The following is a 23,789-nucleotide window of genomic DNA, read 5'->3' as shown; positions in this document are numbered from 1 at the left end:
ACGATGTTCATGGACGCTAGTCCGAGGAGGGGAGTGGCTTGGCGGCCTTGATGGTCAGTGGTTCGTCGCCGACGGTCAGCGCGCCGTGTCCGCCCTTGGTCACCAGTATTTCCAGGGACCCCGAGGCGTCGCTGTAGCGCTTGCCGATGAGCAGGTCGTCCCCGCCTTCGGCGATCGCCGTCGGCGCGGGCTCGTCGTGGTCGAGCATGGGGGCGCCTCCGCAGCGCAGGTCGACCTCGTCGTCCGGCGCCCGGACAACGATGATCTCAGCCGTGGACGCGGCGGCGCGCAGCCGTGATCCCGGACGAAGTCGCATCTGTGGTCCTCCGAGTTCCTTCGTGGTGTGCGGTCAGCCGTACATGCCGGGACGGTGTTCACCCGTCTGGGGGAAAGCAGGGGCGAGATCGGTGCCCTGGGCGGGGAGCCGGACCGTGGCCCGCCCGCTCGCCGTGACCGTGCCCGCCTGGTTGACGTTCTCGACGTCGATCTCGGCCAGCAGGTCGTCGCCGTCCCGGTGCACACGCGCGACCGAGCCCCGCACGGTGTTGGTGTCGCCGACGAGATTGGGCCGGCGCAACCGGGAGTCCAGCCGGAGCAGCGTGCCATGGTCGCCCATCCAGTCGGTCACCGCCTGGATCAGCCAGCAGATCCGCTGCGGCCCGTAGTCGAAGCTGGCGGCCTGCGCGCGGTTGCTGCGGGCGTACTCCGGGTCGGCCCGGCCGCCGGCGCCCATGTCGATGGTGCCCTCGTCGACGTGGCGGGAACGCCGGGTGCTCAGGACGGCGTGCGCGAACAGATACAGCTCGGTGGTGGTGTAGGTGCCCTTCGGCAGGTCCGGGACCGGCCCGCCCTCCTTGACGTCCTCCCAGAAGAGCGGCTCTCCGCCGCGCCTTCGGCGTTCCCAGACGAGTGGGTCGGGCGCGATCCTGCGCTCCGCCCCGGTGATCGGAGTCGACTCGACGCCTCGGCCCGGGTTGGGGAAGCGCAGCATGTTGGTCCGCATGGTGGCGACCAGCTCCTGGCGCGAATTCCAGTACTCGGTGCGTCCGACGCAGACGCATGCCTCTCCGACCTGCGGCATCGACGTGCGCCTGATCTCCACGGGCGTTTCGACGCCCCGCACCCGGTCCCCGAGCCAGATCGGACGGTGCCACTCGATCCCGGATCCGAGGTAGAGCAGGGTGAGATCCTTGGTGGCCACCTCTTCTTCGGGGATGTGGCCCCATATCGCGGCGTTGGCCCCGAACTCGATGGAGAACAGGAAGGCCGGGGAGGCCACCAGCGTCCCGTAGCGGGCCTGCTCGGCGTAGCCGGGATCGCGGAAAAGCGGGTTGTGGTCGCCCACGCCGTCGCCGAACCGCTGGAGCCATTCTTCGGAGACCGTGCGCCAGGGCCGAGGGGGCAAGGGGACGCCGAGACCCTTTCGGTAGGCGGCCTCGAACTCACCGAGGGTGCGAATCATGCCTGCTCGTCCTCCTTGGAGGTCACCATGTGACGGGGAATTCGGTCATTCCGCCGGTGAGAACGCCTTCCAGGTAGACGGGGTCACCGGCGAGGGCCAGACCCGGCAGCCGCTTGAAGAGGGTGCCGATGCCGACCTGCAGCTCCATCTGCGCCAAGGAGGCGCCCAGGCATCGGTGCAGTCCGTGGCTGAAGGTGAGGTGCTGGTTGCGCGGGCGTCGCACGTCGAACCGGTCGGGGGCGTCGAAGGCCTTCTCGTCGTGGTTGGCCGTGCTCACATCGACCATCACGGCCTCGCCCCTGCGGATGAGCACGTCGGCGAGTTCGACGTCCTCGTCGGCGACGAACGGGACCAGGCCCGCCGCCCCGGTGACGGGCTGGTCGATCACCATGCCGGCGTGGCGGAGCAGTTCCTCGACCGCGCGCGTGATCCGGCCGTCGACGTCCTCGGCCAGGACCGCGCGCTGGTCGGGGTTCAGCAGCAGCGCCAGCACGCCCTGCTCCATGAAGTTGGCCGTGTTGTCGAAGCCGCCGAGCACCAGCAGCATGGCGATCTCCACGATCTCGGCGTCGGTGAGCCGGTCGTCGGCGTCGCGGGCGGCCGCCAGCGCGCTGAGCAGATCGTCTCGCGGCTCGGCGCGTCTGGCGGCCATGAGTTCCGCCAGGTACCCGTACAGGGCCGTCGTGTGGCCGATGACCTCGTCCATCTCCATTCCGGAGGTGGACAGCAGGGCGTGGCTCCACTGGACGAAGTTCGCTCGTCCTTCGGTGGGCACGCCCAGCAGGTCCCCGATGACCTGGATGGGCAGCGGCAGCGCGTAGGACTCCACGAGATCGGCGGTCCTGGCGCCGTCGGCCACCATCGCGTCGACGAGCCGGTCGGCGAGCGCCTGCGTGGACGGCCTCAGCCGTTCGACTCTGCGCATGGTGAACGCCTTGGTGACGAGCCGGCGCAGGCGCGTGTGGTCGGGCGGGTCCATGAACTGCAGGGTCTTGGTGAGGAACTCGGGGAACTCAAAGGGGTAGGGGACGGGGCGTCCGTCGGCGAACGGCTTGCGGACGAACCGCCGGTCCTCGAGCAGCCTCCGGCACGCGTCGTGCCGGTGGATCACCCAGGCGTCGCCGCCGTAGGTGAACGAGACCTTCGTCATCGGCCGGTCGGCGCGAATGGCGCGCATGATCGCTTGGCCTTCCGCCGGGGTGACCGGCCCGAAGGGGAAGTCGGCTGTCATCGGAACTCCTGAGGTCGGGGCGGGGACCGGGCCGGGTCCGGATCAGGCGGGGAGGGGCAGCTCGGCGGGCTGGGCGTCGTCGAGCGCGGTGATCTCGTCGATGCGCTCGGCGACGATCTCCGGGGTCAGCTTCGGGTCGTGGATCCCGGGGGTGTTGACCACGACCATGCGGGAGACGTGGCCGCCCGCGGCGTTGAAGACCTCTCCGGTGACCGCGCAGTCGGCATGGGCCAGGTAGGCGCCCATCGGCGCGACCATTTCCGGAGGCATGTGCTCGTCCATGAACTCGACGGTGCCGGGCGGCAGGGCAGGGGCCGCCAGCCGCAGCATGCGGGTACCGGCGCCGGGCGCGACGGCGTTGACCTTGACGCCGTGGGGCGCGCCCGCGATGGCGAGGTTGCGGGTCAGCCCGTAGATCGCGCCTTTGGCCGCACCGTAGTGCGCCATGTCCGGCTGGCCGGTCATGGCGGCGGAGACGGTGTTGACGATCCGTCCGTGCCCGGAGGCGGTCAGGTGGGGCCAGGCCGCACGGGAGACCAGCAGGCTGCCGGTGTAGTGGACGTCGATGAAGTCCTGGAACACCTCGAGAGCCAGGTCCTCGAACCGGCCGAGCCGGTAGATCCCCGCGTTGTTGATGACGGCGTCGACGCGGCCGAACCGCGCCACGGCGGTCGCGACGATGGCCGCGGCGCCCTCGGGGTCGGCGACCGAGTCGGCGCTCGCCACGGCCGTGCCCCCGGCCGCCTCGATCTCGGCCACGACGGAGGCGGCGGGACCGCCGGAGGCGTGGTGGCCGTCGGTGTCACCGCCGAGATCGTTGACCACGACGGCGGCGCCGCGGTCGGCCAGCAGCCGTGCGTAGGCCCGGCCGATGCCGCGCCCGGCGCCGGTCACGATGACGACGTGGTCAGTGAAGTCGAGCATGGTGGGCTCCCTGGGGGGTGGTCAGGGCCTGGATCTCCGCTGGAGGCAGGCCGGCCTCGGCCAGTACCTCCGCCGTGTACTCGCCGGGGCGGGGAGCGGGCGGCGGGATGGGCCGGGGCCCCGCGTCGCCGAATCTCGGCGCGGGCGCGGGGTGGGGAACGCCGTTGACGTTCTGGAAGGTCCGGCGGGCCAGGTGGTGGGGATGGGCGAGTGCCTCCAGCGGGGCGAGCACCGGGGCGAAGCAGGCGTCGGAATGCTCCAGGACGTCGCACCACTCGTCGCGGGTCCGGGTGCGGAAGATCTCGGCGAACCGTCTTCTCATCGAGGGCCAGCAGGACGCGTCCATCTGGTCCGGGAGACCGGCGGGGTCGAGTCCGAGGCCGTCGAGCAGCGCGTCGTAGAAGCGGGGCTCGATCGCGGCGACCGACACGTACCGCCCGTCGGAGGTCTCGTAGACGGCGTAGAAGTGCGCACCCGAGTCGAGGAGGTTGGTGCCGCGTTCCTGGGCCCACCCGCCTGTCGCGATCAGCGGGTAGAACATGGCCATCATGGCGGTCACTCCGTCGACCATCGCGGCGTCGACGACCCGGCCCTTGCCCGTAGGCTCGACGCCGGGCGGCGCGCTGACGACTCCGAACGCCGGCAGCGTTCCGCCTCCGCCGTCCAGCGGACTGTTCATCGTCGCCCTCCTCCGGGTGTCATGGCAGGTCTCAAGGCCGGTCCCAAGGCCGGTCCCAGGGCCGGTCTCAGGGCCGGGTCCCGCCGCCCGGCACCTGGACACGGGCCTGCCAGATCGAGCCCTGCGCGCCGTCCCGCGACCGCTGGAAGTCGAAGACCTCGACGCCGCAGGCCAGGAAGAGGGTGCGGCGGTCGTCTCCGCCGAGGACGCACGCGGTGCTCGATCCGGCCTCGGACCGGGGGACCGTCACCTCGGCGAGGACCTGTCCGCCGTCGGCCACGCGGATCGCGCGGCCGGTCACCGGCAGAGCCGTCCATGCCGCGCCCTCCGCGTCGAGGCACATCCCGTCGGGCAGGTCCCCGATGTCGGCGAAGACCCGTCCGCCGGACAGCTCGCCGTCGGTTCCGACGTCGAAGGCGGTCAGGCGGTTGGCGAACGCCTCGGCGGTGACGAGAGTCCTGCCGTCCTCGGTGAGCGCGATGCCGTTGGCCCCCATCAGGTGCTCGGTGCCGGTGGCGACGCGGGCGGCACCGCCGGACTCCACGATGAGAAGGGGAGAGGGGGCCGGTTGCTCCCGCGCCCACAGGTCGAATCCGAGCTGGGTCACGTAGGCGCGTCCGGACGCGGTGACGACCATGTCGTTGACGGGGCCGGCGGCCAGATCCCGGAGGTCGGCGTAGACCTCCGCCTTTCCGTCCGCCCCTTCGGTGACGACCAGCACGACCTTCTCGAACATCGAGACCACGAGGAGGCGCCCGTCGGGCAGGTGACCGGACCCCGCGGGCACGACCTCGGCGCCGTCCAGCCCGTCCCGCTCGCTCAGGTCAGCAACCGTTTCGGGCCGGCCCGCCGCGTCGAGCGCGACGACGCGGTGGTTGTACATGTCGGAGAAGTGGAATCGGCCCGCGTGCCAGCGCGGGCATTCGGGCCAGCTGAAGCCGCCGGCCAACAACTGGGCGGGAAGGGAGTTCATGGCGCGGGTCTCCTCGAAGGTCACAGGTGATCGGGGCGGGTGCCGATGACGCCGCGGGCGGCGAGTTCCCGCAGCCGCCGGGGTGGGAGCGCGAGTTCCTTCTCCAGCACCTCGTGGTTGTGCTGGCCGAGAGTGGGGGGCGGCAGGACCGACCAGCGGTCGATGCCGGAGTGGCGATAGGGGACGACGGGGAGGACGACGCGCCCGGCCACCGGGTGCTCGATCTCCTCGAAGAGGCCGCGCGCGGCGAGCTGGGGATGTTCGTGGACGAACCGGGGATCGGTGAGCTCCGCGGCCGGTACACCGCGGGCCAGCAGCGCGCTGACGAGTTCCGCGGCATCCCGGTCGCGGGTCCACTCGGCCAGTTCCCGGTCGAGTTCGTCCTCCTGGGCTTTACGGCCCGCATACGTTTCGAGCGCGGGATCCTCACGCCAGCGCGGCACATCGACCAGGTCCCGCAGGGCGGCCCAGTGCTCGTCGGTCACCACGGAGATCGCCACCCAGCACTCGGTGCCCGAGCAGGGATAAGCGCCCTGGGGCGCCACGCCGGGGGATCGGTTGCCGTCGCGGCCGATCACACGCCCGGTGGCGCCGGCCTCGAGCACCTGCTCGGCCGCCATGGTCAGAGCCGCCTCGACCAGGGGAGCCTCGACAAGCAGGCCCTGCCCGGTCTCCGCTCGCCTGCGCAAGGCCGCGAGCAGGGCGAAGACCGCGTTGGCGCCTCCCATCGGGTCTGCGGGGCCGTTGGGGTTGGTGGGTGGGCCGTCCGGGTAGCCGGTCACCCAGCACAGGCCCGCGTACTGCTCGACGGTCTGGGCGTAGCCGACCCTGTCGCGCAGCGGGCCGGTCAACCCGAACGCGGGCATCCGGAGCATGACGAGCGTGGAGTTGAGGGCGTGCACCCTCGGCCAGTCGAGGCCGAGGTTGTCCAGTACGCGCGGGGCGAAGTTCTCCAGCAGGACGTCAGCGTCCGCGATCAGGCGTTCGAGCAGCTCCAAGCCCTCGGGATCGGTGAGGTCGAGTGTGATCGAGCGCTTGTTGTGGTTGGCCCCCAGGAAGAAGGGCCCCCGTTCCCACCACGATTCCCGCCGTGGGTCCCCCTGGAGGAGCCGGGCTCCGTCCACCCGCCGGGTCGACTCGACCTTCAGCACGTCGGCGCCCAGGGAGCCAAGCAGGGTGGCAGCGAACGAACCCGCCCACCATGTGCCCAGATCCAGTACACGCAGCCCGGTCAGGGGCCTGTCGGTGCCAGTGCCGGTGCGCGTCCGTGGGCGCCTCGGTTGTGACGCGGCTGCCGCCTCGTCGGGTCGGGGCCTCCCGCCGTCGATCAGGAAGGGGACGTCGGGACGGGGGGTACCCGTGCCCTCGGTGATGAAGAAACCCCGTTCGACCATGTGCTCGTCCTGGACGACGGTGGCCCCGTTGTGAACCGGTGAGGACGGGATCCGGAACAGCGCCGTCCGTTCGAGGACGTCCCGGAGGGAATGCCGCCGGGTCCAGCTCTGCACGATCTCGTTCCACTCCCCGGCGCGCCGGTAGCGGCCGTAGTGGGTGGAGAGCTCCTCGTCCTCCAGCAGGTCCGGCCTTTCGACCAGCACCATGAAGTCCTGCAGGTTCTGCGCGGACGCGAGGTTGAAGCCCACCCAGCCGTCGGACACCGGTTCCACGGAGGGGCTGAGCCGGTGCCGCATGACCGCCGGCTCCCGCGCCTCCTCCCGCAGCGCCGCGCCCGCGTCGACGAACAGGTTCGTGACGTAGGTGTGCACGTCCAGAAGCGCCACATCGAGACGAGCGGCGCCGGCTCCGGTGACGGCGGCCAGCGCGCCGCTCGCCGCGAGCGCCCCCGCGACCCACTCGGCGGGGCGGCCTCCGGCCATCAGCGGGTAGGAATCCGGCAGGCCACGCAGCCGCAGGGATCCGCTCTCGGCCTGCAGGGTGAAATCCGTCCACGGCCTTCCCTGCCCGGACCACGGGCCGCCGCGGCCCCACGGGGAGATCTCGACGGTCACCGGTGCGGCGGGGCCGTCGCCCGGCTCGTCCAGCTCCCGGATCAGGATGTCGGCCTGGCCGACCAGCTCCTCGGCGCTGTCCTCCCCCGCGGTGCGCTTGTGGGAGGACAGGAAGGAGAACAGGGCCTTCGAGCCGTTGCGGAGCGGATGACCTCCGGGGGGTTCGATCAAGGTCACCCGGGCGCCGCAGTCGGCGAACAACTTGCCCGCGTACGCTCCGGCGAGCGTGCGGGACATCTCCACGACACGCAACCCGGCCAAGGGCGCTCCGGCGCTCATGACGCGCTCCCGGCCAGGATGTCGCCGAGTTCGAGCAGCGCGGCGGAGGCGCCGCCGAGGACCAGTTCGTTGCGCTTGCCCTCCAGGACGAAGCGGTGCAGCGGATAGTCCAGGTCCGTGCTCAACCCGCCGTGCAGATGCTGGGCGCTGTGCAGGACCCGGGAGCCCGCGTCACAGGCCCACCAGGCGGCGATGGCCACGGCCTCGGCGGCGTCCATCCCCTCGGCCAGACGCCATGCCGCCTGCCACGCGGTCAGCCGCTGTCCCTCCACATCGATGTAGGCGTCGGCGATGCGCTGGCTGGCGGCCTGGAACGCGCCGAGGGGGCGACCGAACTGCTCGCGGGTGCGCAGATGCGCGGCGGTCAGGTCGAGCGCCGCCTGGCTGCACCCGAGCTGATGCACGCACAAGGCCGTCGTGACGCGCGGGAGCAGCCAGTCGAGTACCTCGGCGCCCTCACCCGGGACGCGCAGCACGTCCTCCGGGGGGACCGGCGCGGAGTCGAACCGCATGAGGAACTCGGGTCGACCCGTGAAGGTGTCCTGCCGCTGAAGCTCCACTCGGTCGTCGAACGGGTCGACAAGGAACAGCCCGGTTCGGCCCTCGGCATCGTCGGCGGCGACGAGGACCCGCTCGGCGGTGTCGGCCAGGGGAACGAAGGGCCGGGTTCCGGTGAGACTCCAACCACCGTCGTTCGTCACCCGCACCCGCCCTTCGTCGAGTGCTCCGGGGATCAGCGCCGTTCCCTCACAGATGGGCGGGATCAACCGGGACCTCTGCTCGGTCGTGCCGAAGACGGCGACGGGGGCCGCCCCGAGAAGGATGCCGTCGATCAGCGGCGCCCGTGCGCCGGACGCGCCTACGGCCTCCACGACCAGGCAGAATTCGACGAAGGACCCTCCCGATCCGCCCAGCTCCTCGGGAAGGGTGATACCGAGGAGTCCCGACCGGGCCAGGTCCCGCCACCGGCGGTCGTCTTCCGTGGAACCGCCGAGGATCTCCCTCGCCAGCTCCCGCAGGCTTTCCTGGTCCTCGTCGAAGGTGAAGTCCATCCTTCTGCTCTCCTAACGTCCGGTACGAGGGAGGCCGAGGCCGAGCTGCGCGATGAGGTCGCGCTGGATCTCGTTGGCGCCACCGGTGAAGGTCATGACGTGCACGGACCGGAACGCCTTGGCGGGTCCGCCGTCCAGGACCGCGCCGGGGGCGCCGCGGGTCAGATAGCCGCGGCGCCCGGCCAGCTCCAGGAGGGCGTCGTTCAACTCGACATGGAGTTGGCTGCCGAACACCTTGGCGGCGGAGGCGGTGGCCGGGGCGAGCTGCTCGGCGTCGACGGCGGCGGCCGCCTTGGCGTTGAGCAGCCTCAGGAACTCCACCTTGGCGCGGGCCCGCGCCAGCGCCATCCGCACCGAGGGCCGGTCGAGGAGGCGTTCGCCGCCCGGTGACCTCTCATCGGAGGCCCAGGCGATCGCGCGTTCGAGCTGGGCGGCGAGCCCCGCCGAGGGCACCAGCGCGATCCGCTCGAAGTTGAGCTGACCGGTGATCAGGGACCAGCCCTTGTTCTCACCGCCGATGCAGGCGTCCAGTGGCACCCTGACCTCGTCGAACGCGACGGATGCGACCGAATGGTCCCCGAGGGTGCGCAACCGGGTGGAATGGATGCCCCGGGTGTGACGCGGTACCAGGAACACCGAGATGCCCTGGTGCCGGGGAGCCTTCGGATCGGTACGCGCGGCGAGCCAGATGTGGTCGGCGGCCTCCATCATCCCGGTCCACAGCTTCTGGCCGTTGATGACGTAGGAGTCTCCGTCCCGGACGGCCCGGGTGCGCAGCGAGGCGAGGTCCGTGCCGGCTTCCGGCTCGGAGTAGCCGATGGCGAAGTGGGCCTCCCCGGCCAGGATCGCGGGGAGCAGGGTGGCCTTCTGCTCCTCGGTGCCGTACGCCGCGATGGCCGGGCCGACGCTGTTGATCGTCAGCAGCGGCGTGGGCACGCTGAACCGGGCGGCCTCCTCGGCGAAGATCGCCTGTTCCATCATGGTGCGGCCCTGGCCGCCGAGCTCCCGGGGCCACCCGATTCCCAGCCAGCCGTCCTTGCCGAGCCGGCGGACCACCTCGCGGTAGGCGGTGGTGGCCTCCGGCACCGAGTAGCCGTCGCGTAGGGCATGGCGTCTCTCCGGTGTCATCAGCCGGTCGAAGTAGGCGCGCAGCTCGTCGCGGAGGGCGATCTGCTCGGGGGTGTACTCCAGATACATCCAGATCCGTCCGTCTACGGTTCGGGCAGGGAGGTCGGGCGGTGACCAGGGTGCGGATCCGAGGCCGGTTAGGCTCCGGCCCGTGGGCGAGGTCACGCTCCCGCCGAGCGGTCTTCGGTCAGCGCCTCTGATATACTGTCGGATAGAAACTATGTCGAGTCGACACTTTAATGTCCCCACCCTGCCCGAGGGAAGAGTTCAGCGGCCATGACTTCACCGACCGGTCCGGAGCCGGGCCTGGTTCAGATCCTCGAAGCGTTCGGCCTGATCCTCGGCCGGTGGACCGCGGTGGGGATGCAGGACCTGATCATCGAGCGCGCCGGGGTGGACGTCGACGCCGCGACCATGACCCTCCTGCTGGAGCTCAAGCGGGCGGGCGGCACCGCCCGCCCGTCCTCCCTGGCGCAGCTGACGCACACCAGCGCCTCCAACGTGAGCAAGGTCCTGGCGCGCATGGTGGCCGGCGGGCTCGTCGAACGGACGACGGAACCGGGGGACCTGCGCGCGGTCTCCATCACCTTGACCCCGGCGGGGCACCGCGCCATGGACCGGCTCAACGAGACCAGCGTGACGATGCTCGGGGAGGTCCTGAAGGACTGGCCCGACCGCGAGGTCACCGAGTTCGGCGACCTGCTGAGCCGCTTCGCGCAGGCCATCCGTGCCTCGTTCCAGCCATGACGGGCGCCCGGCCATCTCAGCGCCTGCCGGCCACGAAGGCGTCGATCTGATCGCCGACATAGGCGATCTGCTCGTCGGTGAGCCCATGGCTGCAGGAGATGAGCACGCCCCGCTCCAGCACCGCGTCGGCGTTCGGCAGGCCGGAGTCCGGCTGCCGGAACGTGACGTTCTTCAGGAAGGGCTGGCGGGCCGCGTTGCCCGTCCAGACCGTGCGGGTGTCGACGCCGCGCGGTTCGAGGAACGCCTGTAGGTCGGCGCGGTCGAACCCGGCGTCCGGGCGGATGAGGAAGCAGTAGCAGAGCCAGGCGGTGTCCAGGCCGTCGGTCTGGCGCGGCGGGACGAAGAACTCCGGGTGCCGGGCGAGCGCCTCGGTGTAGAGGGCGAAATTGCGCTGGCGGCGCGCGACGTTCTCGGGAAGCTTGTGCACCTGTTGGACGCCGAAGGCCGCGCACAGTTCGGTGGGCAGGAAGTTCCAGCCGAGCTCGTCGAAGATGAACATGTCGTCGTAGGGGACGCCGTCGAGGTCGGTGCGGAAGACACGTTCGGCCCCCTGCCCGGAGCCGTAGAGCCGCACCTCCGAGCGGCGGCCCCAGCCGCGCAGCACGAGGCAGCGATCGGCCAGGTCGGGGTCGTCGAGCAGGACCATTCCGCCCTGGCCGGCCGCGGTGACGATGTGCGACAGCGAGAAGCTCGTCACGGAGATGTCGGAGCGCAGCCCGGTCGGAGCGCCCCGCAGGGTGGCGCCCAGGGCGTCGCAGGAATCCTCGATCACCCGGAGCCCGTGCCGGTCCGCGACGTCCCGGATCTCGTCCCAGTCCGGCGCGTTGCCGGCGAGGTTGGGGACCAGGATCGCCCGGGTCCGGGCGGTGACCATCTCCTCGATCCGGCTGACGTCGATGTTGAAGGTGTCGGGTTCGACGTCGACGAAGACGGGGACCAGGCCGGCGCGCACCAGGGCCGACAGGTCCGTGGAGAACGTCAGGGGCGAGGTGATGACCTCGGATCCGGCGGGAAGGCCCAGCAGTTCCACGGCGAGGAACAGCGCCGCCGAGCCCGAGCTCACCATCACGCCGCGCCTCTTGCCGAACAGCCCGGCCACCAGCCGCTCCATCTCGGCGACGTGCGGGCCGATCCGCAGCCCGTTCTGCCCCTCGGCGAGCACTCTGGCCACAGCGTCGATCTCGTGGTGGTCGTACACGGCGGCGGAGTAGGTGACGCGTCGCGGTTCCGTCATCGCCCGGCCTTTCTTTTTGGCATTCAGCTCTTGCTTATAGCCTCTAAGTAGAGATAAGTATCACTGGGACGGGAGTCGGACAAGCCCCGAGGGAGGCGACGGCGGCATGCAGACGATGCGCGCGGCACCGCTGCAGGGGTTCGGGAGCCCTTGGGGTCACCGACGTGACGGCGGAGCGGACCCGGTGATCGTGCGCGCCTTCATCGCCCTCTGATCCGAGGAGAACAGCAATGAAATTCGCCATCTTCATGAACCCGCAGATCCCTGGATCGGGCTGGGCGGCCGAGGAGAACGCCAAGGCCAAGCGGCCGATCGGGCGTGATGTGGAGTCGTACCAGAAGCTGCTGCACGAGGTGCGCGAGATCGCCGTGCACGCCGACCGCATCGGCTTCGACGCGCTCATGATGACCGAGCACCACTTCCACTCCGAGGGCTTCGAGTTCTCGGTCAACCCGCTGATGTTCCTCACCGACCTGGCCGCCCGCACCGAACGCATCCTGCTGGCCCCCCTCGGCCTGGTGCTGCCCGCCTGGGACCCGATCCGCGCCGCCGAGGACGTGGCGCTGCTGGACCACTTCTCCAAAGGCCGACTGCGCCTGGGCGTGGCCCGCGGTTACCAGAACCGCTGGATGAACGTTCTGGGCCAGCGCTGGCACGCCGGAGCGGCCCGGTCCGACGGCTCCAGGTCCGACGACCGCAACTTCGACGTCTTCGGCGAGGTGCTGAAGATCATGAAGATGGCATGGGAGAACGACACCCTCCGCTACCGCAGCGACCTGCTGGAGTACGAGGTCCCCAGCCCGTACGACGGGATCGAGGGCTGGCCCGCCGCCGAGTGGACCCGCACCTTCGGCGCCCCCGGCGAGATCGATGACGACGGCGTCGTCCGGGCGGTCTCGGTCTGTCCCAAGCCCTACCAGAACCCGCACCCCGAACTATGGCAGCCGTTCACCGTCTCGGACCGATCGGTGATCCGGGCGGCGCAGGAGGGCATCATGCCCTGGATGTTCACCCCCAACCCCGACGACCACGCCGCCAAGGCCAAGCTCTACCAGGACGAATGCGCCAAGCAGGGCAAGGACTACAAGCTCGGCGAGCACACCGGCATCCTCAAGATGGTGGGCATGGCGGGCAGCCGCGAAGAGGCGGTGTCGATCTATGGCAAGGGCATGCAGAAGGACTTCGCCTCCTTCTTCGGCCCGTTCGGCTACCTGGAAGTCCTTCGCACCAAGGAGGACGACCGGTACACGCCGATCAGCCCGGAGAAGGGCGACTTCAAGCGCATGAACGAGGTCGAGATGGCGCTGCTCGGCGGCCCGGACGACGTCAAGCGCGGGATCCAGCGGATGCTGGACCGGATGCCCGACCTGGAGTGGTTCGGCCTGTTCATGCAGGGACAGCAGGGGGTGCTGCCGCTCGACACGGTCAAGCGCAACCTGGAGCTGTTCGCCACCAAGGTCATCCCCGAGTTCCAGGGCTGAACCGCCCTCTTCCCGGAAAGGCACCATCGAACATGCCGTCAAGCAAAGCCCCCGAGGTCCTGCGGGAACTCCGGATCGTGGACGCCGACACCCACATCACCGAGCCGCACGACATGTGGACCTCCCGGGCCCCCAAGGGCTTCGAGGACCGGGTTCCCCGGGTCGTCAACGGCGACGATGGCCCGCAATGGGTCGTCGACGGCGCCGTGCTCGGCCGGGCCGGCGCCTCGGGCGTGGTGACCAAGGACGGGGAGCGAAGCCGGGGCACCGACTTCATCGACTGGACGTTCGACGACATCACCCCCGCCGCCTACGACGTCCGGGCGCGCCTTGAACTCATGGACCGGCTCGGTGTGTGGGCCCACATCATCTACCCCAACACCGCGGGGTTCGGCGGGCAGCGCTTCGGCGCCATCGCCGATCCCACGCTCAAGCTCCTGTGCGCGACCCTCTACAACGACGCGATGGCGGAGCTGCAGGAGGCGTCCGGTCAGCGGCTGTTCCCCATGGGGCTGATCCCCTGGTGGGACATCGACGCCTCGGTGAACGAGGTGCGGCGCATGCACGCGCTCGGGCTGCGCGGCGTCAACACGACCAGCGATCCCCAGGAAGCCGGGTTGCCCGACTTCTCCGACCGGGCCTGGGACCCGCTGTGGGAGACGTGCGCGGGACTGGACATGCCGGTCAACTTCCACATCGGCGCCGCTCATGACAGCCTCAGCTGGTTCGGGTCCTCGCCCTGGCCCGGCCTCGGACCGGACCAGAAGCTGGCGGTCGGCTCGGCGATGATGTACCTCACCAACGCCCGAGTCCTGGCCAACTTCATCTATTCGGGCGTACTCGAACGGCACCCCCGACTGAAGATCGTGTCAGTGGAGAGCGGCATCGGCTGGATCCCGTTCTTCCTGGAGGCGCTCGAACACCAGCTCGGCGAGACCACGCCCGGCAGCATGGACTACCTCACCCTGTCGCCGGCCGAGTACTTCCGGCGGCAGATCCACGCCTGCTTCTGGTTCGAGAACGACGACATCGCCCACACCATCGACCGCGTGGGGCCGGAGAACGTCTTGTTCGAGACCGACTTCCCCCACCCGACCTGCCTGTACCCCGACAGCCTCGACATTGTCGGCGCCGCTGTCTCGCAACTTGCTCCCGGCGTGGTCCGCGGGGTCATGCAGGACAACGCCGCACGTCTGTACAAGCTCCCGCTCCCGTCATGAAACTGAACGTCCTTGAGGTCTCCCACACCGTCGCGGGCGGCTACTGCGGCAAGCTGCTCGCCGACGCGGGGGCCGTGGTGACCAGGATCGATCATGAGAACCGGGGTTCGGCGTTCGACCACCACCTGCACACCGGCAAACGATCGGTCGGTCCGCAACCGATCGACGGCTACACGGTCGCGACACACGCCGCCGGACAGAACGTGCTCATCGAGGACACCGGACTGGACGTCACCCCTGTCCGTTCCGCCCACCCCGACCTGCTCGTGGTCTCCATATCCCCGTTCGGACGCACCGGGCCGTGGTCGCGGCTGCCGGCTGACGAGTTCACCCTTCAGGCGTGGTGCGGTTCGACGGCGTCACGAGGGTCGCCCGACAGGGGACCGGTCTGCGCGGGAGGGCGGCTGGGGGAGTACGCCGCCGCCGGATACGCGGCCGTCGCGGCGCTCACGGCCAGTGCCGGCGACCACCTCGACGTTTCGATGCTGGAGGCGATGCTGCTCACCCAGAACACCTATGGTCACCTCTTCCACCAGCTCGGCGCGCCGGACCGGGAAGGCCCCGTCCGTTCGATGGAGCTGCCCTCGGTCGAACCGGCCAAGGATGGCTTCGTCGGGTTCTGCACCATCACGGCCCAGCAGTTCCAGAACTTCCTCGTCATGATCGAGCGGCCCGACCTCCTCGGCGACGACGAGCTGGCGACCGCGGCGGGGAGGCGGCGACGCCGTGCCGAGTTCCTTGAGGCGGTCCATGCCTGGACCACGCCCCGCACGGTCGCCGAGATCCTCGAACTCGCCGATGCCCTGCGCGTTCCGGCCGCTCCGGTGGTCGGCCCGGACGCCCTGCCGGAGATCGAGCACTTTCGCGAACGCGGTGTCCTCGTCCCGCACCCGGAAGGATTCCTGCGGCCTCGCACCCCCTACCGGCTGACGCGCGGTCCGGTTCCGCGGGGCGAGTCTCCGACCGCGCGCACCGGCCGGCCCCGCTTCGTCGATCTTCGGGGTGTCCGCGTCGTCGACCTGACGGCCTTCTGGGCCGGCCCGTCCGCGACCCACCTGCTGGCCGCCCTCGGAGCCGAGGTCATCAAGGTCGAGTCCGCGGGCCGCCCCGACCCCATGCGCTTCACCACCGTCCGGCCCGAGGCCGACGACTGGTGGGAGTACGGGCCGATCTTCCACGGCGCCAACACCGGCAAGCGCGGGATCACCCTGGACCTGACCCGCCCGGAAGGGCACGACCTGCTGCAACGCCTCATCGAGAACAGCGATGTCCTGATCGAGAACTTCACGCCGCGGGTCCTGGACCAGCTCGGGCTCACGCCCGACCGGCTGCACGCCCGCAACCCCCGCCTGGTCGTCGTCCGCATGCCCGCGTTCGGACTGGACGGGCCCTGGCGGGACAAGCCCGGCTTCGCCCAGACCATGGAGCAGGTCTCCGGACTGGCGTGGATCACGGGGGAGCCGGACCTTCCGCCCATGCTTCCCAAGGCTGGTGATCCGATCGCCGGCGTGCACGCCGCGCTCGCCACGCTGGTCGCCCTGGACGAACGCGCCACCACGGGAACGGGGCTTCTCGTGGAGGCACCGATGATCGAGGCGGTCCTCAACGTGGCCGCCGAGGCCATCGTCGAGGCCTCCGCCACCGGAACGGTCCGCACCCGGACCGGCAACCGCGACGTCCGCGCCGTCCCGCGGGGCGTCTACGCCTGCGCGGGAGAGGAACAGTGGATCGCCATCAGCGTCGATGCCGACGAGCAATGGCGAGACCTGGCCGCCGTGCTCGGCTGGACTCCACGCGTCGGGCGCGACGACGACCATGACCTCATCGATGAGGAGCTCTCAGCGCTGTTGCGGGACCGCGCTCGGGACGAGACAGTCGCCCTCCTCCTCGCCCGAGGAATCCGAGCCGCTCCCGTGCTCACGCCTTCCGAGGCGTCGACGAACCCCCAGCTGGAACACCGCCGGTTCCTCGAGCGCCTCGTCCATCCGGTCGCGGGCCCGCTCGACCTGCCCGGTCCGCCCTTCAGATCCGCGCAGCGAGCCGGCCGGCCCTGGCTCACCCGGCCCGCTCCCACCCTCGGTCAGCACAACACCGAGATCCTCACCGGCTTGCTCGGCCTCACCCCGGGCGACGTGGCGGAGCTGCGCGCACGGGGTGTCATCGGCGAAACGCCGTGGGGGCGCGAATGAACCGGACCCTGGATTGGGGATGTGCCGAACCCCTCGGCGGGCTGGCCGGGGGTGTGGCCATCGCCGGGATCGGCGAGGCCGCACACAGCAAGGCCTCCGGTCGTACCCCCACCGAGATGGCCGGTGAGGCGGCGGCCGCCGCGATCGCCGACGCGGGACTCACCCCGGCCGACATTGACGGGGTCATGGCGCATCCGGCCTTCCCCGGCCAACTGCACGCCGACGCCTTCCGCGCTTGGTTCGGGAGTACGGGTCCGCTCTGGGAGTCCCCTCTGGGCGGCGGCATGGTCTGGGCGGGCACCGCCCCCCACGCCGCTGCTCGGGCGCTGGCGGACGGGTCGGCACGTCACATCCTCAACAGCTTCGCCGTGGCCTGGGCCACCCAGCGGTCATCGATGACCGGCGGCCCTGGTCAGAGCCACGCCCAGAAGATCACCAAGAGACAGTTGGAGGTCCCGTTCGGCTGGTTCCCCCAACCGGTCTACTTCGCCACGATCGCCCGGCGGCACATGCACGAGTTCGGCACGACCGTCGAGCAGCTCGGCAGCGTGGCCGTCACCACCCGCCTGCACGCGAACCTCACCCCCTCGGCGGTGATGTGCGACCGGCGCCTGAACCTGCGGGACTATCTGGCCTCGCCGCCGGTGGCCGAGCCGTTCCGTAAGGAGGACTGTTCCCTGATCTCCGATGGCGCCGCCGCCTACGTCATGACGACTCCTGAGCGCGCCCGGGATCTCCGGGCCCCGGTGGTCGAGGTCGCCGGGGTGGGATTGGGGACGAGCCACGCCGGGGGGCACTGGGCACAGCAACCGGCGTTCACGACCACGCCGCAGGTGTTCGCCGGTCCTGCCGCGTTCGCGATGGCGGGGATCAGGCCCGTCGACGTCGATGTCCTCGCCGTCTACGACCCGTTCACGATCGTGACGCTGATGCAGATCGAGGACCTGGGGTTCTGCGGGAAGGGCGAGGCCGGTCCCCTGGCCGAGAGCGGGGCGTTGGCCCACGACGCCGGAGGCATCCCGACCAACACCCACGGAGGTCTGCTGTCGCATTCTTACGTGCTGGGCATCGCCCATGTCACCGAGTTGGTCCGGCAGTTGCGCGGCCAGGCCGACGCGCAGGTGGCGAGTGCGGAGATCGCGGTTTACGGCGGCTACACCGGACCGCAGGCCAGCGCTCTCGTCCTGCGGAGGGCGCGATGACGGCCCCCGCGTTCCCGCTTCCCGATCCGGGCGAGCCGCTCACCGGCGGATTCTGGAGGGCGGCGGCCCGGGACCGGCTGGCGTTTCCGCTGTGCGGCGCGTGTGACCGGTTCTGCTGGTACCCCGAACCCGGCTGTCCCGGGTGCGGTGGTTCCGACCTCGTCTGGACGAGCGTCGAGCCCGCCGGAACGCTGTTCTCCTGGAGCGTCGTGCACCATGCGTTCCTGCCCGCCTTCGCCGACCAGGTGCCCTTCGTCGCCGCGGTCGTCACGATCGACGGCGCGCCCGGCGTCCGGCTCGTCACCCGCCTGATCGACGCACGCCCCTGCGACCTCGCCGTCGGAGCACGCGTGCGAGCGCGGTTCGTCCCGTTGCGGTTCAGCACCGTCGCCGGTGAGGTCCGCGCACCCTTCTTCCGTCCGGACCCGAGGAGGATCCCGTGACCCTTCCCTGTGCGGGCAGGCTCGCACTGATCACTGGAGCCAGCCGCGGCATCGGTCAGGCCCTGGCCGTCCGGCTGGCGGCGGAGGGGGCCAGAGTGGCCGCGGTCAGCCGCACCGCATGCCCCGGCGACGGCCATTACCCGGGCTCCCTGACCGAGACCGTCGCGCTCGCCGCCGAAGCCGGCGGAACCGCGTTCGCGATCCCCGCCGACATCCGGTCCGAGGAAGGGCGGCACCGGGCCGTGCGAGAGGCCGAGGAGCATTTCGGGCTCCCGGTCACGCTGCTGGTCAACAATGCCGCCGCGCCGCGCGTGTTCGACCTCGCTTTCGACCAGATGACCGGGGAGGCGTTCCGCGAGGCGGTGGAGGTCAACGTCTGGGCTGCATGGGACCTGGCCCGCACGGTCGTCCCGGGCATGGTCCGGGACGGTGCGGGCTGGATCCTCAACATCACCTCGGCCCAGGCGCGGCACCGCGTCGGACCGCCCTACGGTCCCAACCGATCCGGCGGGGCCTGCCTGTACGGCGGCACCAAGGCCATGGTGGACCGCATGACCACCGGCGCGGCCATGGACCTGCACGGACGCGGCGTCGCGGTCAACGCCCTGGCCCCCGAGGGTGCGGTGCGCACGGACCACGCGGCCGCCGTCGCCGATCTGCCTGCGCACGCCACCGAACCCATGGAGACCTTTGTGGAGGCGGCCCTCGCCCTGCTGACCGGGGACCCGGACCGGTTGACCGGGCGGGTCACCGGCAGCCTGTCCCTGGTCGTCGAGCTTGGTCTGAGCGTCCGTTCCCTGGACGGGAGGCGCGAGATCGAGGGCTGGCAGCCCGGAGAGATCGACTCGAGCCGGCTGCGCACGGTCTGAGGGGAGGACACGGGAGCTCCGCCGCGCGACGGGCCGCCGGACGAGGTCATCCGCCGGTGATGCGCCGGAAGTTCCCGGCGGCCACCGCGGCCTTCTCTTCGTCGGCGAGCGGTAGTTCCAGAAACGCCCGCAGCTGGCTTTCCGTACGGGCCAGTTGCGGGCAACCCGCCCCCTCCACTTGCTGGAGCAACTCGGCCAGGACGTAATTGCTGCCGTACAGCACCCGGTCGACACCGATACGGCGGATGTGGGCGGCCATCTGCTCGGCGGTCACCTTCCCGTCGGCGACCTCCAGCAGCCGCAACGACAGGTCCGCGCACACGTTGTCGTAGCGGCGTGCCAGTTCGACGACCTCGGCGTCGGCGCCCTCACCGAAGACGGGGTTGTGTCCGCAGTGCGCGAACACCAGCGTCAGCCGGGGGAAGTCGGCCAGCGCCTTCTCGAAACCCGCGGGCTGCCCGAAGGCGCCCTTGTGACCGGACGACTCGGTGAGGACGGGCACGCCTTGCGACATGCACCAGTCGAAGAGCGGACGCAGGCGCGGGTCGTCGCCGCGGATGCGCATGTCACGTGGGACGATCTTGACTCCGCTCGCGCCGTCGGCGATCCGCGTCTGAACCTCGGTCAGCATCGTCTGCTCGTCCATGAGGACCGCGTCGACGCCGCAGAAATAGGTGAGCTCGGGGTGCCGGGAGACCGTCTGGGCGGCCCAGGCGTTATTGTCGCGGATCCGCTCCACGATGCGCCGCCGTAGTTCCTCCGCGGCGGCGGCCCGTTGTGGGCCCCCGTCCGGCAGGGTGTACTGGCCGTCGCGCCAGTACTGGCCGGACCAGGTGAACATGAGGATGTTCGCGCGGGACACCGCGTTGCGCCCCATCATGAGCCGCAGTTCGTCGACGGTGCCGTAGGCGACCGGTTCGGCCGGGTGTCCGGACCGCGGGTTGCGGCTGAGGAAGTAACCGAAGGCCTCTCGGCCGTGCTCCTCGGACCTCAGCACGTGGGTGTGCGCGTCAATGATCTCCATGTCGGTCATGGCCGGTCAGTCCTCCGCCCTTTCCCTCAGCGCGCGTACCGCCTGGGCTTCGCGGTCCATGCCCACCGGCGGCCTGGCGGTCGTGTGGACCACCCCGCCGTCGGAGACGACGGAGTGGCCGGTCATATAACCGGACAGCTCGGAGGCGAGGAAGAGCGCGACGCCCGCCGTCTCCCGCGGCTCGCCGAGCCTGCGGAGCACGGGCGCCTCGGCCGCGCGCCTTCGGAACTCGGCGATCCTCTCGTCGGTCACTGGGCTCTGGGACGGGCTGACATGGGTGCCGGGGACCACGCAGTTGACCCTGATGCCGTACCGGGCCAGCTCCATGGCGGCGGACTTGGTGAAGTGGATCACCCCGGCCTTCGCCGCACCGTAGCCGCTGATGTTCGGCGCTCCCACCATCCCGCTGGAGGAGCCGAAGTTGACGATCCGTCCCGCGACGCCGTCTCTGATCATCGCCAGGGCCTCGGACCGGCAGCACAGGAAGGTGCTGAGGAAGTTCAGCTCCCAGCGCGCTCGAAGGTCGTCCTCAGTCATGTCCAGGAAGGGCTTGACCCCGGCGATCCCGCCGGGATTGCCGACCACGTTGACCGCGACCTCCAGCGGCCCGAACTCGGCGCGCGCCGCGGCCACGGCGGCGTCGACCTCGTTCCTGCGGCGGGCGTCGGCGTGCCGGTAGACGACCTCGCCGCCTCGTTCGGCGAGCTCCTTGGCCAGGCGCTCGCCCGGCTCGTCGGCGACGTCGGCCACGGTGACGCGGCAACCCGCCTTGACCAGCCGCTCGGTCACGGCCCTCCCAAGCCCGGACGCGCCGCCGACCACCAGCGCGCTGGCATCGCGCAGCCCGAACGGGTCCTCACCGGTCGCCTCGTCCATGGCGCTCCTATGTTGAGGGACTATTGATAAATATTTAATAGCTATAAACAGGAGTGCGTGCAAGGGCTTCCAGGGGCGAACCGGTGAAGATCAGCGTCCGGCGGCGGCGCGGCGACGCAGCATGTCCGCGAAGTTCTCCAGGAAGTACTGAAAGCCCGCGTCGGTGTCGTCAGGAGCGCCGCCCTCGCGCTTGTGCAGGTCGGCGCTGACGAACCCCGAGATCGACGCGCGCAGGAAGTGGTGCGCGAGAGGAACCTCCTCGGGAGGGAGCCCGTACGAGCGCAGGACCGCGCGCACGGCCTCGGCCGCACGTTCTCCCGCCTCGTGATATTCGGGTGTTCGCGGGGCGCGCAGTTGCAGCGCGTAGCGGTCCGGGTGGCGGCGCACGTAAGCCCGGTACGTCTCGGCCAGCGCCCACAGCGCTTCGTCTCCTGACCGGCCGAGCACGGACGTGCGCAGTTCCTCGCTCATCTGCCGCATGCCGTACAGGCCGACCGCCCTCTGGATCGCGGCCAGATTCTCCACGTGTGCGTAGAGCGCGGGCTGCGTCACGCCGAGGCGGCGTGCGAGGTTCGTCATGGTGAGCGCGTCGAGGCCTTCGGTGTCGACCAGTTCCACGGCCGCCGCCGTGACCGCGGCGGTGTCCAGTCCGGCCCTGCGCCGCTTGCGTCCCTTGGGCGGGGCAGGCGCGCTCTCCGGTCCAGGCACCGCCACCTTGTCCCCCTTCTCGGGTCTCCGCAGTGGTTGAGAGCCTATAAGCAGAACCCTGTCGAAATCCCGGGCGGGGGAGTTGGGGCATCAAAAGCTCGGTGACGTTGCTTGCACGCATGAGCTCTGGCAGAGGACACGCTCGGCCGCTGGGGGAGTCGCTCAGTCGCGAGGCCGTCATGGCCTGGACGCCCATCACCGAAGCCGAGCGCGAGTCCATGCACGCCGGCTGCGTCAGCAGGGTCCTTTCTTCCTTCACTGCGGGCACCCGGCTGCAGGCCGAGCATCTTCACCAGCCGGGCCACCGCAAGCTCGGCTTCGCGACGATCGCGGACAGGCGCTTTTCCCTCATGTCGCAGGGACGGGCGAATGTCCGACGGCTTGGACGCCGCGCCGGAGACGCCTCGTCTCTTCGATCCGGCCGGGCCTGGCGGAGTCATAAGGTGTCGAATACTCAAGAGCTCATGAACGGGTGGTAGCGGGTGGACGGTCGTGGAGCGTCGCCGCCGACGCGGCGAGTCGTGGCCGTCATGGAACTGCTGGCCGGTGGGCCGGAGCAGGGCCTCCTCGCATCCGAAGTGGTCAAGCGGCTGCGGCTCAGCCACGCGACGGCCCATGCCGTGCTGGGTGGACTGGTCGAGACTGGCTGGGCGGTCAGGGACCCGCTGAACCGGCGGTACGCGCTCGGGCCGACGTTCCTGTCCCTGGCCAGGTCCGTCGACGGAGGGGAGCCTCCGGCCGGGTTCCTGCGCACCGTCCTGTCCGAGCTCGCCGCCGACTGCGGGTATCCGGCCTCGGCGGTCGTCATCGCCGACGGTTCCCTGGTCACCCGCGAGATCGTCTATCCGCCGGAGCACGAGACTCCGGTCCACGCGCATGCCGACCAGCAGGTCCCGTTCGTGCCGCCCTTCGGGCCCGGATTCGTCGCATGGTCGTCCGCGGCGGAGCAGGCGGCGTGGGCCGCCCGGTCGCCGTCCGGCAACGGTGTCGTGACCCCGCGCATCCGGGCTGTGCTCGCCGCCATACGAGAGCGCGGGTACACGGTGGAACGCCTGTCCGATCCCTCCGCACGGCTCATCCGCGCACTGGGCGAGTTCGAGGAAGAGCAGCTGTCCGACGCCGTGCGGCCACTGCTGCGGGACCTGCTCGCTGAACTGACGTCCATCGACTACCTGCCGGTCGAACTCACTCGGGACGGCAGCTACCCGGTGGGCGTACTGGCGGCGCCGGTGTTCGACGGGCAGGGCCGGGTCGCCATGGAACTGGTGGTGCATCCGTTCGAGCGACTGACCGGGGCCGCGATCGAGGGGATCGGCATGCGCATCGTCCGGGCCGCCGAGGGCGTGACCCAGGTGTTGGGCGGCTTTCGGCCGGTCTGACGGCGATTTGTTCAGCCAAGCGCTTGACCAAGGGATCGTGACAAGCCTACGGTCGTTTCACTTAACCGATACTTGCGGTCGAATATTCGACTCCTCATCCCTGGAGCCGAGCGTGCGCTTCGCCGTCTTCATGAACCCGCGGACCCCTGGAGCGGGCAGGGCGAACGAAGAGAGCGCCGAGGCCAAGCGACCCAACGGGCGTGATGCGGAGCCATGCCAGAAGCTGCCGCACGAGACGCGTGAGATCGCGGTGCACGCCGATCAAACCGGCTTCGACGCGTTGATGGTGACGCGGCCCGCTCGGACTGCTCCAGGTCCGATGACCGCGACTTCGACGTCTGCTGCTATCAGATCCCCGCCCCGTGCGCGGGACTCGAAGGCCGGCCCCCGGCAATGGACCACACCTTCGGTGCGCTCGGTGAGCTGGGCGACCAGGGCGGGATCCGGATCACCACGGTGTTCGCGGCTCTTCACACCCGATCCGGATGAGCACAAGGCCAGGGCGGAACCCTTCCAGGCAGAGTCGGCCAAACGGGGACGTGACCACAGGCCCGGCGAGCACACCGGCATCGTCCTCCTCTCCGATCAGCAGGGCGTGCCGCCGCCCGACCAGGTCAAGCGCAATCTGGAGATCTTCGCTGGGAAGGTCATGCCCGAGTTCGCCTGAGGCT

Annotated in this window: 22 protein-coding genes; 9 read left to right on the top strand and 13 right to left on the bottom strand. The window is 70.4% G+C overall.

Features of this window, described 5'->3' with window-relative positions; all coding sequences use genetic code 11:
- Window positions 1-16: 16 nt before the first annotated feature.
- The 9 genes from HNR61_RS44505 to HNR61_RS44465 all read right to left on the bottom strand — a co-directional run bounded on the left by HNR61_RS44505 (window position 17) and on the right by HNR61_RS44465 (window position 9,806).
- The gene (locus HNR61_RS44505; RefSeq protein WP_182849185.1) at window positions 17-316 is read right to left on the bottom strand and encodes a hypothetical protein; all 300 of its coding nucleotides are present in this window, start codon (window positions 314-316) and stop codon (window positions 17-19) included.
- A gap of 33 nt (window positions 317-349) precedes the next feature.
- Window positions 350-1,462: an FAS1-like dehydratase domain-containing protein gene (locus tag HNR61_RS44500; protein ID WP_182849184.1), complete on the bottom strand. Its 1,113-nt coding sequence runs from the start codon at window positions 1,460-1,462 to the stop codon at window positions 350-352.
- A gap of 22 nt (window positions 1,463-1,484) precedes the next feature.
- Window positions 1,485-2,693, bottom strand: a complete 1,209-nt coding sequence (locus HNR61_RS44495; RefSeq protein WP_182849183.1) for a cytochrome P450 — start codon at window positions 2,691-2,693, stop codon at window positions 1,485-1,487.
- A 42-nt stretch (window positions 2,694-2,735) separates the two neighbouring features.
- The gene (locus HNR61_RS44490) at window positions 2,736-3,617 is read right to left on the bottom strand and encodes an SDR family NAD(P)-dependent oxidoreductase (protein WP_182849182.1); all 882 of its coding nucleotides are present in this window, start codon (window positions 3,615-3,617) and stop codon (window positions 2,736-2,738) included.
- Window positions 3,601-4,296, bottom strand: coding sequence for a CoA transferase (locus HNR61_RS44485; protein ID WP_182849181.1), 696 nt, complete (start codon window positions 4,294-4,296; stop codon window positions 3,601-3,603). Before HNR61_RS44485 ends, HNR61_RS44490 begins: the two co-directional genes overlap by 17 nt.
- A gap of 67 nt (window positions 4,297-4,363) precedes the next feature.
- A complete protein-coding gene (locus HNR61_RS44480; RefSeq protein WP_182849180.1) occupies window positions 4,364-5,269 on the bottom strand; it encodes an SMP-30/gluconolactonase/LRE family protein in 906 nt (301 codons plus the stop codon).
- Window positions 5,270-5,289: 20 nt separating this feature from the next.
- Window positions 5,290-7,557: a CaiB/BaiF CoA-transferase family protein gene (locus tag HNR61_RS44475; protein WP_182849179.1), complete on the bottom strand. Its 2,268-nt coding sequence runs from the start codon at window positions 7,555-7,557 to the stop codon at window positions 5,290-5,292.
- Entirely contained in the window at window positions 7,554-8,609 is a 1,056-nt protein-coding gene (locus HNR61_RS44470; protein WP_182849178.1) for an acyl-CoA dehydrogenase family protein, read from the bottom strand. The genes HNR61_RS44475 and HNR61_RS44470 overlap by 4 nt, the downstream gene beginning before the upstream one ends.
- Before the next feature lie 12 nt (window positions 8,610-8,621).
- Entirely contained in the window at window positions 8,622-9,806 is a 1,185-nt protein-coding gene (locus tag HNR61_RS44465) for an acyl-CoA dehydrogenase family protein (protein WP_182849177.1), read from the bottom strand.
- Between the two features lie 207 nt (window positions 9,807-10,013).
- On the opposite strand from HNR61_RS44465, the gene HNR61_RS44460 reads away from it, so the two are divergent.
- Entirely contained in the window at window positions 10,014-10,484 is a 471-nt protein-coding gene (locus HNR61_RS44460; RefSeq protein WP_182849176.1) for a MarR family winged helix-turn-helix transcriptional regulator, read from the top strand.
- A gap of 16 nt (window positions 10,485-10,500) precedes the next feature.
- Here the strand turns inward: HNR61_RS44460 and HNR61_RS44455 are convergent, their stop codons facing one another.
- Window positions 10,501-11,718: a DegT/DnrJ/EryC1/StrS family aminotransferase gene (locus HNR61_RS44455; protein WP_182849175.1), complete on the bottom strand. Its 1,218-nt coding sequence runs from the start codon at window positions 11,716-11,718 to the stop codon at window positions 10,501-10,503.
- Between the two features lie 230 nt (window positions 11,719-11,948).
- Between HNR61_RS44455 and HNR61_RS44450 the strand changes: the two genes are divergently transcribed.
- From HNR61_RS44450 to HNR61_RS44425, 6 genes are read left to right on the top strand one after another with little or no spacing between them, the layout of a single operon-like run.
- On the top strand, window positions 11,949-13,199 hold the full coding sequence (locus HNR61_RS44450; protein ID WP_182849174.1) for an LLM class flavin-dependent oxidoreductase: 1,251 nt from the start codon (window positions 11,949-11,951) through the stop codon (window positions 13,197-13,199).
- 32 nt (window positions 13,200-13,231) lie between these two features.
- Window positions 13,232-14,419 carry an amidohydrolase family protein gene (locus HNR61_RS44445; RefSeq protein WP_182849173.1) on the top strand — a complete coding sequence of 396 codons (1,188 nt, stop codon included), beginning with the start codon at window positions 13,232-13,234 and terminating at the stop codon, window positions 14,417-14,419.
- The gene (locus HNR61_RS44440; RefSeq protein WP_182849172.1) at window positions 14,416-16,608 is read left to right on the top strand and encodes a CaiB/BaiF CoA-transferase family protein; all 2,193 of its coding nucleotides are present in this window, start codon (window positions 14,416-14,418) and stop codon (window positions 16,606-16,608) included. The genes HNR61_RS44445 and HNR61_RS44440 overlap by 4 nt, the downstream gene beginning before the upstream one ends.
- Window positions 16,605-17,810 (top strand): thiolase family protein, encoded by a 1,206-nt coding sequence (locus tag HNR61_RS44435; protein WP_182849171.1) that lies wholly within the window; start codon window positions 16,605-16,607, stop codon window positions 17,808-17,810. Before HNR61_RS44440 ends, HNR61_RS44435 begins: the two co-directional genes overlap by 4 nt.
- Window positions 17,807-18,253, top strand: coding sequence for a Zn-ribbon domain-containing OB-fold protein (locus HNR61_RS44430; RefSeq protein ID WP_220510542.1), 447 nt, complete (start codon window positions 17,807-17,809; stop codon window positions 18,251-18,253). Before HNR61_RS44435 ends, HNR61_RS44430 begins: the two co-directional genes overlap by 4 nt.
- Complete coding sequence (locus tag HNR61_RS44425) at window positions 18,250-19,122, top strand: SDR family NAD(P)-dependent oxidoreductase (protein WP_182849170.1); 873 nt, start codon at window positions 18,250-18,252, stop codon at window positions 19,120-19,122. Before HNR61_RS44430 ends, HNR61_RS44425 begins: the two co-directional genes overlap by 4 nt.
- 46 nt (window positions 19,123-19,168) lie before the next feature.
- Here the strand turns inward: HNR61_RS44425 and HNR61_RS44420 are convergent, their stop codons facing one another.
- The 3 genes from HNR61_RS44420 to HNR61_RS44410 all read right to left on the bottom strand — a co-directional run bounded on the left by HNR61_RS44420 (window position 19,169) and on the right by HNR61_RS44410 (window position 21,649).
- Window positions 19,169-20,155, bottom strand: coding sequence for an amidohydrolase family protein (locus tag HNR61_RS44420; RefSeq protein WP_182849169.1), 987 nt, complete (start codon window positions 20,153-20,155; stop codon window positions 19,169-19,171).
- Between the two features lie 6 nt (window positions 20,156-20,161).
- Entirely contained in the window at window positions 20,162-21,031 is an 870-nt protein-coding gene (locus HNR61_RS44415) for an SDR family NAD(P)-dependent oxidoreductase (RefSeq protein WP_182849168.1), read from the bottom strand.
- Window positions 21,032-21,121: 90 nt separating this feature from the next.
- On the bottom strand, window positions 21,122-21,649 hold the full coding sequence (locus tag HNR61_RS44410) for a TetR/AcrR family transcriptional regulator (protein ID WP_182849167.1): 528 nt from the start codon (window positions 21,647-21,649) through the stop codon (window positions 21,122-21,124).
- A gap of 572 nt (window positions 21,650-22,221) precedes the next feature.
- On the opposite strand from HNR61_RS44410, the gene HNR61_RS44405 reads away from it, so the two are divergent.
- Together HNR61_RS44405 and HNR61_RS44400 are read left to right on the top strand one after the other, a co-directional pair.
- On the top strand, window positions 22,222-23,118 hold the full coding sequence (locus HNR61_RS44405) for a helix-turn-helix domain-containing protein (protein ID WP_312898400.1): 897 nt from the start codon (window positions 22,222-22,224) through the stop codon (window positions 23,116-23,118).
- Window positions 23,119-23,230: 112 nt separating this feature from the next.
- On the top strand, window positions 23,231-23,785 hold the full coding sequence (locus HNR61_RS44400) for a hypothetical protein (RefSeq protein ID WP_182849165.1): 555 nt from the start codon (window positions 23,231-23,233) through the stop codon (window positions 23,783-23,785).
- Window positions 23,786-23,789 lie beyond the last annotated feature (4 nt).

The organism is Actinomadura kijaniata, from assembly GCF_014138665.1.
GTDB lineage: Bacteria > Actinomycetota > Actinomycetes > Streptosporangiales > Streptosporangiaceae > Spirillospora > Spirillospora kijaniata.
Note: the sequence above shows the minus strand (reverse complement) of the source record. Positions and strands in the feature narration are given on the sequence as shown.

Coding starts and splice junctions, on each gene's coding strand:
- HNR61_RS44505 (WP_182849185.1), bottom strand. CDS start 316: ATGCGACTTCGTCCGGGATCACGGCTGCGCGCCGCCGCGTCCACGGCT.
- HNR61_RS44500 (WP_182849184.1), bottom strand. CDS start 1,462: ATGATTCGCACCCTCGGTGAGTTCGAGGCCGCCTACCGAAAGGGTCTC.
- HNR61_RS44495 (WP_182849183.1), bottom strand. CDS start 2,693: ATGACAGCCGACTTCCCCTTCGGGCCGGTCACCCCGGCGGAAGGCCAA.
- HNR61_RS44490 (WP_182849182.1), bottom strand. CDS start 3,617: ATGCTCGACTTCACTGACCACGTCGTCATCGTGACCGGCGCCGGGCGC.
- HNR61_RS44485 (WP_182849181.1), bottom strand. CDS start 4,296: ATGAACAGTCCGCTGGACGGCGGAGGCGGAACGCTGCCGGCGTTCGGA.
- HNR61_RS44480 (WP_182849180.1), bottom strand. CDS start 5,269: ATGAACTCCCTTCCCGCCCAGTTGTTGGCCGGCGGCTTCAGCTGGCCC.
- HNR61_RS44475 (WP_182849179.1), bottom strand. CDS start 7,557: ATGAGCGCCGGAGCGCCCTTGGCCGGGTTGCGTGTCGTGGAGATGTCC.
- HNR61_RS44470 (WP_182849178.1), bottom strand. CDS start 8,609: ATGGACTTCACCTTCGACGAGGACCAGGAAAGCCTGCGGGAGCTGGCG.
- HNR61_RS44465 (WP_182849177.1), bottom strand. CDS start 9,806: ATGTATCTGGAGTACACCCCCGAGCAGATCGCCCTCCGCGACGAGCTG.
- HNR61_RS44460 (WP_182849176.1), top strand. CDS start 10,014: ATGACTTCACCGACCGGTCCGGAGCCGGGCCTGGTTCAGATCCTCGAA.
- HNR61_RS44455 (WP_182849175.1), bottom strand. CDS start 11,718: ATGACGGAACCGCGACGCGTCACCTACTCCGCCGCCGTGTACGACCAC.
- HNR61_RS44450 (WP_182849174.1), top strand. CDS start 11,949: ATGAAATTCGCCATCTTCATGAACCCGCAGATCCCTGGATCGGGCTGG.
- HNR61_RS44445 (WP_182849173.1), top strand. CDS start 13,232: ATGCCGTCAAGCAAAGCCCCCGAGGTCCTGCGGGAACTCCGGATCGTG.
- HNR61_RS44440 (WP_182849172.1), top strand. CDS start 14,416: ATGAAACTGAACGTCCTTGAGGTCTCCCACACCGTCGCGGGCGGCTAC.
- HNR61_RS44435 (WP_182849171.1), top strand. CDS start 16,605: ATGAACCGGACCCTGGATTGGGGATGTGCCGAACCCCTCGGCGGGCTG.
- HNR61_RS44430 (WP_220510542.1), top strand. CDS start 17,807: ATGACGGCCCCCGCGTTCCCGCTTCCCGATCCGGGCGAGCCGCTCACC.
- HNR61_RS44420 (WP_182849169.1), bottom strand. CDS start 20,155: ATGACCGACATGGAGATCATTGACGCGCACACCCACGTGCTGAGGTCC.
- HNR61_RS44415 (WP_182849168.1), bottom strand. CDS start 21,031: ATGGACGAGGCGACCGGTGAGGACCCGTTCGGGCTGCGCGATGCCAGC.